This is a genomic window from Bradyrhizobium sp. Ai1a-2 (assembly GCF_000426245.1).
Classification (GTDB): domain Bacteria; phylum Pseudomonadota; class Alphaproteobacteria; order Rhizobiales; family Xanthobacteraceae; genus Bradyrhizobium.
Map to the genome: position 1 here is coordinate 1 of NZ_AUEZ01000137.1, position 10,175 is coordinate 10,175.

A 10,175-nucleotide genomic window follows, 5' to 3' on the forward strand; every position below is an offset into this window, starting at 1 on the left:
CAAGCCGGCGATGCGCCTCAGGCCCAGCCGCTCATCGAGGGGCTCCCAGCGGAGGTCGTGATGGGCGATGCGGCCTACGATTCCGATGCGTTGCGATCCGCGATCGCCGCAAAAGGCGCTCAAGCCGTCATTCCGAACAACCCCTCACGGACAATCAAATATCCGCTCAACAAACCCCTCTATGCCGAGCGTCATCTGATCGAATGCTGCTTCTCGAAACTGAAGCGTTTCAGGCGCGTTGCTACGCGCTACGAAAAAACGGCACGAAATTACTTCGCCGTCGTCGCTATCGCCGCAACACTGCTCTGGCTAAGGTAATTGTCCACACGACCTAGTCGGCGTGCCCCGATCTTTCATCGCTTCATAGATTGCTGACTTGGCAACTGACGGTGGAGTCGAAGGGCATGACCATAGGTCTTAAGACGGACGGGCTGGTCGCGATGCGCAATTTGCGCAGGCGTCGCGCTGCGCGGAACCTCGGCCACTCAGGTAAACTGCGCGATGCGCAATGGAAATCCCGCGCTCTACCAATCATCTTGCTGACTGTAGCACTTGACTTCGCGGCCGGGAGCGGCGCGAACGGGCAGACGACGAATATCCCTCCTTTCCCCACCGGTACGCCCCCTGTTGTCCTGTCGCCGAGTTCGATCACGAATGTCGGGGGCGGCACCAACCTGACCAACGCAACCGGCAACATTTTCTTTGCGACGGGTGGTTCAGCCGGTACCGCCCCGACGCTGAATATCAATTCCGGACTGGGGACGCCGGGCGCGATCAGCATCACCACCGCTCCTGGCGCGAACTCGGGCGTGGCGAACGGCACGAGCGCGCTCGTGGTGAGTGGCGGGGGAGACGGGCAGCCGTTTAGGAATAACTCGACGTCCACCGCGATCAATATCGACGTTACGGGCTCTTCTGCTGCCCCGGTTAACCTCACGAGCTCGGGTCAAGGCGTCATTTGGCTTTATGGCCTGAATGCGAGGCTCACGGCCACCGGCGCGACCTCCCCCAGTGACGTGGTGTTCACAGGCAACGGCAGCCCCGTTCCATTCGGTGCATCCCCTGGGACGAACCAAGAAGCCACCGTCCTGGCGGTTCAAAATGGCGCCACGGCGAACCTGACTAACGTCACCCTCGATCTTGGTGGTCCTGCTGGGTTTCTCCCCGCCTCTAAGGTGGCTCTCTGTGTCGGAGGCTGCGGCTTGACCGGCGACCCCGGCTCGAACACTGGCGGAAACGCTACCCTGAATAACGTTGTCATCAACGTAACGCCAGACAACAGTAACGGAATTTGGGTCAGCCGCCTGGGTACGATGACGATGACGGGGGGCAGCATCACGGCCGAGGGTATCAACAGCCAGGGTGTGCATGCAGATGCCAACGGAGCCCCGGTCCTCAATAACGTCCCGATCATCATGAACGGACCGAACTCACTCGGAGTCTTCGCCAGCACATTCAACGCAACCAACCTTCAGGGTGGACCACCGACCTCAGTGGTTACAATCAATGGAGGCTCGATCTTGACGACGGCCCCCAACTCCACCGGCGCCATGGCCTCCGGCACCGGCGGCGGTACCTCCGCGACGGTCCTGCTCAACGAGCTCAACGGCGCGGTGCCCTCTATTACGACCGAGGGACCCGATTCCAATGGTCTGGTGGCGTGCAATTGCAACACCACCGGTACTGGTGGCGTCATCACAGGTATCGCCACCGTAACGACAATGGGCGCTGCTTCCATCGGTGCCTTTGCGCAGGATAATGGCTCGATCACCCTGAACAGCGGCAGCACGGTCACGATCCAGGGGGCCGACAGTGCGGCCTACTTCGCCAACAACGGCACGATCAGCGCCACGGGCACCACCGCCCTGACAAGCGGTGCGAACTCACCAGGAGGCATACTCAGCAACGGAGGCAACCTCACCATTAATGGCGGCAGCGTCATGACCACAGGCACGGGTAGCTTTGGGTTCCTTGTTCAGCCAGCGACCGCAGCGCCGTTTCCAATGGCGTTTAATTATCCCGGGACCCCGGGGGTGAGCAACACGAACGCGGGGGCCGCCAACACGCTGACAATCGAGAACGCGACAGTGACCTCGGCGGCGGATGCATTCCATGTGACGGAAGCGATTGCCAATATATCCGTCAGCGGATCGACCATCACGAGCGGCAATGGGATGCTGCTGAACACGCTATTGTCTGGCACCACCAACCTGACCGCCACCGGTTCGCAACTGACCGGGGCCGCCACAACGGACTCCACCAGCACGGCAAACGCGACGCTTCTGGGGAATACCACCTGGACGATGACCGGCAGTTCGAACCTGACGAACCTCACCAATAACGCGAGCACGATTAACTACACTCCGCCGACCGGCGACCCGACCTTGCTTTCAAGCTACAAGACCCTGACGGTCAACAATTACACCGGCGCTGGCGGCATCATCGGACTCAACACATTCCTCGGCACCGACAGCTCGGCGTCGGACCGGCTTGTGATTGACGGCGGCCGCGCCATAGGCGACACAGTGCTGCGCATCACCAACACCACCGGCCCCGGTGCACTAACAGTGGCGAACGGCATTCTGGTGGTGGACGCGATCAACGGCGCCACCACCATGCCCGGCATGTTCACGCTCGCTGGCGAAGTGCGAGCCGGCTTCTACGACTATCGTCTGTTTCAGGGCAGTCCTGCCAACATCAACGATCCCACAGTCGCGAATGATTGGTTCCTGCGCTCGTCTTTCCTCGGCAATGGTGGGGACGGCGGCAACGGCCCGGTTGTGCCGCCGGATGTGCTGCCCCCGGTGCCTCCACCCGGCGATGGAGTGCCGCCGCCCGCAGGCATCTGGCCGATCATCGGGCCTGAAATCGCGACTTATGGCGTGGTGCAGCCCATCGCCCGTCAGATGAGCCTCACCACGCTCGGCACCTTGCATGAGCGCGTCGGCGACGCGGCAGCGGACGCGGCCTGCCTACATGCCACGCCCGACGACGGCCTCATCACCAAGGCGCCACCCATCACCAAGGCGCCGGCCGTCCCGTACGACAATTGCCGGCTTGCGGTCTGGGGCCGCCTGTTCGGCCAGCAGATCGACAACCACTACCAGGCCTTTGCCGACCCGCGCGCCACCGGCCAGGTGGCCGGCATCCAGACCGGCATCGATGTGTGGCGCGGCAGCCTGATCCCGGGCCACACCGACACCGCCGGTCTCTACTTCGCCTATGGCAACAGCAATGTGAGCGTGGACGGCCTCGTCACCAACGCGGCGGTGACCGCCTATATCCTGCAACGCACCGGTTCGCTGAACCTCAATGCCTATTCGCTGGGAGGCTACTGGACCCACTATGGCCCCACGGGCTGGTACATCGACGCGGTGCTGCAGGGCTCGTTCTACAACGGCAACGCGTGGACACAGTTTGCCAATCTGCCGACCAACGGCACGGGATTCACCTCGTCGCTGGAGGCGGGCTATCCGATCCCGCTTCCTTGGCTCGGCCCGCGCTTCGTGCTGGAGCCGGAGGCCCAGATCATCTGGCAGCAGGTCTCCTTTGATGCCGCCAATGACGGCTTGGGTCCGGTCGCGCTCGGCACCACGTCCGGCACTACGGGCCGGCTCGGCCTGCGCGGCAAGTGGACCATCGACGATCCTGCCGGGCGGGTGTGGCAGCCTTACGTGCTCGCCAATGTCTGGCGCGACTGGGGCGCCCAGGTGAACACGATGTTCGGCTCTGGCTCGGTACCCTTGCTCGAGCAGGCGACGCGGCTGGAGTTCGCCGGCGGCCTTAGTGCAAGATCCTTCCTGGCCTCAGCCTCTATGCCCAGGCGGGCTACCAGTTCGCGGTGGACGGCACCGACGGCGGCAGGCGCGACGGCGTCAAGGGGAACTTCGGCGCGCACTACACGTGGTAGATCTCTCGACGTCGGGCGCGAGCGGGCGAGTGGGTCTGCGAGGCCGATGGACCATTGTCGGCGACGGTGGACTGGTCTGGCAGCCTTATGTTCGCGCCAACCTCTGGCGGGACTGGGATGCGCGAGCGACCACGACGTTCTCCGGTGTCGATCTGGTTTCGTTGCTGGAGCAAGGGACACGGCTTGACCTGAGCGCGGGCCTGACCGCCAAGATCTACGCCGGGCTGAGCCTCAATACTGAGGCCGGCTACCAGTTCGCTGTCGGGGATACGGATGGCCGCAAGCGCGATGGCGTCCGGGGAGACCTTGGCCTGCGCTACTCGTGGTAATTTTGGCCAGCCAGCCCAGTCTGCGTTTCCGGCAGACAATGCACAGCCTCGGTCCGCTTCACATCTGAAAGCGGACCTTTGCGGCTCGAGCAGCCAAGGTCGGCTGCGGGCCCAGGCCGTGTGAAAAGGCCGGAAGCGCTCGATCGCCCGCTGAGCTCCCGGAAAAACGGCATCAACGATCTTGAACGAGATACAACAGTTCAGTGCTTTGCAATGAATGCAAGCACCGTCTCATTGAACGCTTGGGGGTTCTCCAGCTCTAGCCCATGAGACGCCGCCGGAATCATTGCACGTTCTGCGCTCGGTAAGCAGCGCTCCAACATGTCGTTGATGAGATGGAACATCTTGGGACTGAACTCCCCGTCGAGGAGCAATGTTGGCGCTTTCACCTTCTGCACATCCTCGCATGTGGTGGGCGGGTGGAGGTCTCGCGATGAGGTCTCGCCTTTTAGTTCTTGGACATTGTCCATGAGGCGCTTCAAAACGGGAGGTGGGAGTTTCTCGTACGAACCCTCGCCCAACACGCCGTTCACAAATCGACGCACTCCTTCTTCGTCATTCCCCTGCTTGAATGCTTCGCTCGAAGGCAGGATCGATGTCGTAATAAAGGTGGTGAGAAGAGCATCTCCTTCAGGAGTAGTTTTTAGTAACGGCAATACGGGCGGTTCGCCCAGGGTCAGACTGCGAATGACATCCGGGTGATCTCGTGCGACCAGGAACGCAATAAACGCCCCATACGAATGACCAATGAGATGAACCGGGGGTCGGTTAAGTGCCTTGATGAAGGCAGCCAGGTCTCTCGCATGTATGGTGACAGAAAAGTCTGTTGAATCTTTGGTCCATTCATTGGGATAGTGATAGCGACGACTGTACGAGACTAGTCGATATCCCTTCGAGAACGCCTCAAGCTGCCCATCCCACGTGCGGTAGTCCCCCAGTGTGCCGTGCACCAGCACCACTGGCGTTCCTTGCCCGAGTTCAATGTAATGCAATGTAAGGCCATTAACTCGCGCCTCTTTTGTTTTCATCTCCGAAGAGGACGCGTCTTTCTGCTGCGCGAATGTCGCACTCGCGACGAAGAACATGGCTGCTACCGATACGAGGACGATGTGTTTCAAGAGGAGCGTTCTCGGTTGCATATGACTCTCCTGGTGTTGTGAGACCTGTCTCCTTCGGTTTTGCTTGTTAAGCCGTAGTCCAAATCCGGGTTTCTCGCCGGTGTGACTCTGGGATTCGGATTACGCTCTTTAATCCGTTGGTTCGCGGTTCGAGTCCCCGGTGGCCCATGTGCGCGACTAAGGCGGAGGATTCAAAACAAGCGAAATTCAAGGGCCGCCGATCCGGCGGCTCTGGCCGTGGGCGGGAAGCCGCATCGGCAAAGGGCAATGAGGTGAGTCCGCCGCTGCCTATATACTATCAGTTAAACCACGCGCAGGGGTTGTACAAAACGTCACACCGTCTTCCCGGATTGTCTCGCGAAGGTCGACTGCGGGCCATAACCGGACTCATACACTGCAGCAAATGGGGGTTATTCGATCACCTTTTCGGCGCGCCGAGGCGCTTGCGCCACAAGTCTTATGCCAGCTCGTCGAGTAAGGCCTTGGCCTGCATCAAGTCCAATGTGTCAAAGCCCTCGGTGAACCAACCGTAGATTGGAGCGAGGAGTTCTCGGGCCTCATTCCGCTTCCCTTGACTGCGCCTGAGCCGCGCCATGCTCGTAGCCGCACGCAATTCCCAGGACTTTGCCCGCTGCTTGCGGGCGACCGCGAGCGCACGCTCGAAACACGCTTCTGCTTTCGCCGCGTCCGGCTCCGGGTCCATCAGCTCGATTTCTCCAGCGGTCCGGTGGATTTCTGCTTCGAACCAACGTTCCCCGCCTGTTTCCATTGTCGTTGTTGCTTCGCCGAGGCAGCGCCAAGCGTCATTGTTTCGTCCAAGTTCGGCATAGGCCACCGCCAACAATGATAAGTACCACGGCATATACAGTGTAGTTCCCGTTGCCCGCAGCGCATTAAACCCGGAAGTAAACATTTGGTCCGCCTTCGGGGCTTTGCCGGTCATGGCCAATACGCACCCTTGGTGCATCATTCCATATGCCTTCCAGAATGAAGCTCCCTTCTCATCTGCCAAGGCGGCAAGCTCATTGGTCAGCGCAGTTGCCGTTGCGAAACTTCCGCAAAAAATATGCGTCATCGCTGTGTTGGACAGGGCGTACATCAAAGTCGCAGCGTGGCCGATCTCGCGCGCATCCCTGAGCGCCTGCTCATGGTCGGCGAGTGCGGCTTTGGGATAACCAAGCAACCACAGAGCCAACGGCCGAAATGACAAGATTGCTACGCGGACGTCCTGGCCAAACCGCGTCGCCAGCGGACGATGTTCGGCAGGACTGTAAAGTGCAAGCGCCTGATCGTAGTGCGCTCGGCCCTCCGTGATGTCTCCGGTCATCAGCAAGGCACTGCCCATGATGCGATGCGCAATCATGAGCGGAGCGGTCGTGCCTTGTTTTTCTGCAAGCGCCGAGATCTCGGTCGCCAGCTTGCACACCGCGTCGCCGTTGAACGCCACAAAGTTCGTGGCCAACAAGCCATAGAGGACCGAGAATAATAGCAGTGGATCTTCGGGAGGCTCTCCGAGCGCTTCGGCCTGTTCGATCAAGAGACGCGCGCGCTCGACTGCATTCTTGGCTTCGGGTGCCGCATAGCCTTTGGTGTGCATAAGAGGGGCGACGAGAGCGGCCTGAAGCCTGATCTCCTCGCGACGAAGCGCCGGCGTGCTGGGTAAGGTCGCGATCTGAGCGAGCGAACGTGTGAGCTGCTCTGCGGCTTCGACCAGCGCCGAGCGTTCCAGCGACCGCAATCCTGCTTTGCCCCACAGACCAGCGGCTTTGTCGATCAGCCCAGCCTCGGTGTAATGCCGCGCCAGCAGATCGGGCTGGCTATTGGCCATGTCAGCCGACTGGCTTTCGATGGTTTCGGCGATCCGAGCATGGAGTTCGCGTCTCGGCTGGCGCAGCAGGGTGCCATAGGCTGCTTCTTGCACCAGGGCATGCTTGAACAAGTAGGTCGCGTGCGGCGGCACGCCTTTGCGAAACAGCAAACCGGCACGGTTCAGACGGTCGAGCGACGAGCTAAGTTCCGCCTCTGGCTTGCCCACCACGGCGGCCAACAACCCATGAGAGAACTCACGACCGATCGCCGCCCCGATCTGTGCCACCTCCTTGGCTGGGCCGAGCCGGTCGAGTCGCGCCATCAGGGAAGCATGCAGGCTCGCCGGCACTGCCAGCGCCGGAGAGGGAACTGCGGCCACAGTCTGCATCGCTTCCCGCTCGCTCCCGGCCTCCAACACTGCCTTTGTCATCTCCTCGACGAACAGGGGAATGCCGTCGGTCCGCTCGATGATGTCCTGCCTGATGTTTTCGGGCAGCAACCGGTTGCCGATGACGCGGTCGATCATGCTGTCGATGTCGCGATGTCCCAGCCTGTTAAGGGCAACGGCTGTTACGTGGGCTTGCCCGACCCAGGGCGCCTCGAACTCCGGCCGAAACGTCACGATGAATAGCACGCGAAGGGCTTTGATCAGGTCCACGGTGCGGCCGAACGCTTCCAGGCTCGTGGGGTCGCCCCAGTGCGTATCCTCCAGGATCATGAGCACCGGGCTGGAGCGCGCCAAGGTTTCCAATTGTAGGCCGAGGGCTGCGAGCGTTTTCTGCCGGCGCTGTTCGGGAGTAGGGTCCAATGCAGGGTAGCGGCCGTCGTTGGGAAGCGACAACATCTCGGCAAAGAGCGCCGCGTCTTGGCTGGACGTCGAGGTTTGCGCCAGCAGCGCCTCGAGCTTGTCGAGCTTTGTTTGTGGCGCGTCGCCATGCGTAAACCCGGCAGCACGTTCGAACTGCCCGATGAGGGGATAGAAAGCGCTGTCGGTGTGCTGTGGCGAGCAGAAATAACGCAAGCGCGTAAGTGGTTCGGCCGCGAGGTCCTCCATAAGCGCGGCGGCGAGCCTGGATTTGCCTATCCCGGCCTCGCCGGACAGCAGCACCACCTGACCTTCGCCGACCTTTGCCTTCGACCACCGTCGCATTAACAGGTCGAGTTCTTCTTCACGTCCGACGAGCGCAGTCAGGCCGCCGGGGTGCATGGCCTCGAAGCGGCTCTCGACAGAACCGGCACGCAGCACCGCAAAAACTCGGGCGAGCTCGGCGATCCCCTTCAGCTCCCTTAGCCCGAGGTCCCGCAGCTCGAAGAGGTTGCCCAGCAGCCTGCGCGTGCCCTCCGCTATGACGACCGTGTTCGGCTCGGCGATGGCCTGAAGGCGTGCGGCGAGATTCGGGGTCTCGCCGACGATGCCGCGCTCCTGCGCGTCTCCCGATCCAACCAAGTCGCCGACGACCACCATCCCGGTGGCAGCCCCTATCCGTACTTGCAAGGGCTCAGGAACCGGGAGCGCGGCGATTGCATCGATCAGTGCGAGGCCTGACTGGACGGCACGTTCGGCGTCATCCTCATGCGCTGTCGGATAGCCGAAGTAAATCAGCACACCATCGCCCATGTATCTGGCGACGAATCCCCCGAACTGGCGCACGATTTCGGCGACGCACCTCTGATAAGTCGAAATGATCCCTCGAAGGTCTTCTGGATCGAGACGGGCGGAGAGCGCCGTCGAACCGACGAGGTCCGAGAACATCACGGTGACCTGGCGGCGCTCGGCAGTCTCCCTGGTGTCCTTGTCGATAGCCGGAGGGGCATCGGATAGCGCAGGAGTTGGTGCGCTTGCTTCAGTGCGCAAAACGGCGATCGCGTCGAGCAGCTTACGGCGGTCCCCGACAAACCCGACACCAAGGTCCTTCAAGTCCTCCGCCGTCAACCTCGGCAGGACCGTGTCATCGATCCTATTCTCGCGGAATGTCGCCTCATACTGTTCGAGGCCCAGCTTCCGTAGCCAACCTCCGACGTCCATTGCGGCGTTCCGAGCTCGCCCCTCGCACAATCCTAATCGAGACCCACTATGCAGGGTAGCGCCTTTCTACGACTGCTTTGGGGCCAGAAGCCGACATCGCGGCGTTCCTTTACCGGTCAATACCCCTGAGCCGGACGGGCGGCGACTCGAGACGGTCGCGAGATGGCGGCTGCAACGAAAATGGGACGTCGATCCCTCCAACTGCCGAAAACGCATAGTCCGCCCCTGGGGAGCAGCGCTAACGTTCAAGTTCACCCAGGTTGTTGGTGCAGCATCGCTCGGGCCAGGTCGGTGCTATAGATTTCCAGACACCTATTCGTCTGAGGCCCGAGGCAAATCGAAGGAGGACGCAATGAGTAAGCTCTTTTCGGCAGCACTGATCGCTGCGGCCATGTTCGCTAGTCCGGCCATGGCGGCGTGGTACGACAGAAACGGCGCCGTCATCGCTTCCTCCCGCGTCGTCCACTGCATCCGGGCTCCAGACGTTGGCCAGTTTGCTGGAGGTGCGTGGAACAATCCTCCCTGCGAACCAGCAACCTGGCGCTCAGGTGGCAGGGCGGCGTGGTACGACAGAAACGGCGCAGTCATCGCTCCCTCCCGCGTCGTTCACTGCATCCGGGCTCCAGATGTTGGCCAGTTTGCCGGAGGTGCGTGGAATAATCCTCCCTGCGAACCGGCAACCTGGCGCTGAGGCGCCAGGTAACACTGCGGTCCGGCAAGTTGCACCCTGCCGCTGCACGCGGGAGGAGTTCATTGGTAGGCGGCGATGACCCAGGTGTTCGCAAGCCTTGGGAGCAGGGGCGCGCGCCTTAGCGGGCGCCGAACACTATGGGCCCACGCCGGGCGCACGCAAAGGAACGCTGCACTCAGGCCGGTTTCCGTCTCGCTAGAGCATGATCCGGAAAAGTGGAGACCGGTTTTCCGAAAAAGATCATGCTCAAACAAAGAGCTAGAGCGGGATGACGATTCGAAGAAAAGTCATC

At 61.4% G+C, this 10,175-nt stretch carries 5 protein-coding genes and 1 pseudogene; 3 read left to right on the plus strand and 3 right to left on the minus strand.

All coding sequences use genetic code 11. The features are described 5' to 3' along the window. The 3 genes and pseudogenes from K288_RS0140865 to K288_RS51515 all read left to right on the plus strand — a co-directional run. Positions 1 to 318 (plus strand): IS5/IS1182 family transposase (locus K288_RS0140865; RefSeq protein ID WP_027584581.1); only part of this gene is annotated, 318 nt, incomplete at its 5' end. 1,985 nt (positions 319 to 2,303) lie between these two features. After that, a pseudogene (locus K288_RS55240) lies at positions 2,304 to 3,524 on the plus strand (autotransporter outer membrane beta-barrel domain-containing protein); the annotation flags it as partial. A 415-nt stretch (positions 3,525 to 3,939) separates the two neighbouring features. After that, positions 3,940 to 4,239, plus strand: coding sequence for an autotransporter outer membrane beta-barrel domain-containing protein (locus K288_RS51515; RefSeq protein ID WP_027584583.1), 300 nt, complete (start codon positions 3,940 to 3,942; stop codon positions 4,237 to 4,239). Between the two features lie 200 nt (positions 4,240 to 4,439). Here K288_RS51515 and K288_RS0140885 read toward each other — a convergent pair whose 3' ends face one another. The 3 genes from K288_RS0140885 to K288_RS53885 all read right to left on the minus strand — a co-directional run bounded on the left by K288_RS0140885 (position 4,440) and on the right by K288_RS53885 (position 9,780). Next, positions 4,440 to 5,357 carry an alpha/beta hydrolase gene (locus tag K288_RS0140885; RefSeq protein WP_160169072.1) on the minus strand — a complete coding sequence of 306 codons (918 nt, stop codon included), beginning with the start codon at positions 5,355 to 5,357 and terminating at the stop codon, positions 4,440 to 4,442. A 457-nt stretch (positions 5,358 to 5,814) separates the two neighbouring features. Continuing rightward, positions 5,815 to 9,192, minus strand: coding sequence for an adenylate/guanylate cyclase domain-containing protein (locus K288_RS0140890; protein WP_027584585.1), 3,378 nt, complete (start codon positions 9,190 to 9,192; stop codon positions 5,815 to 5,817). A 312-nt stretch (positions 9,193 to 9,504) separates the two neighbouring features. Next, entirely contained in the window at positions 9,505 to 9,780 is a 276-nt protein-coding gene (locus K288_RS53885) for a hypothetical protein (protein WP_160169073.1), read from the minus strand. Positions 9,781 to 10,175: the final 395 nt, after the last annotated feature.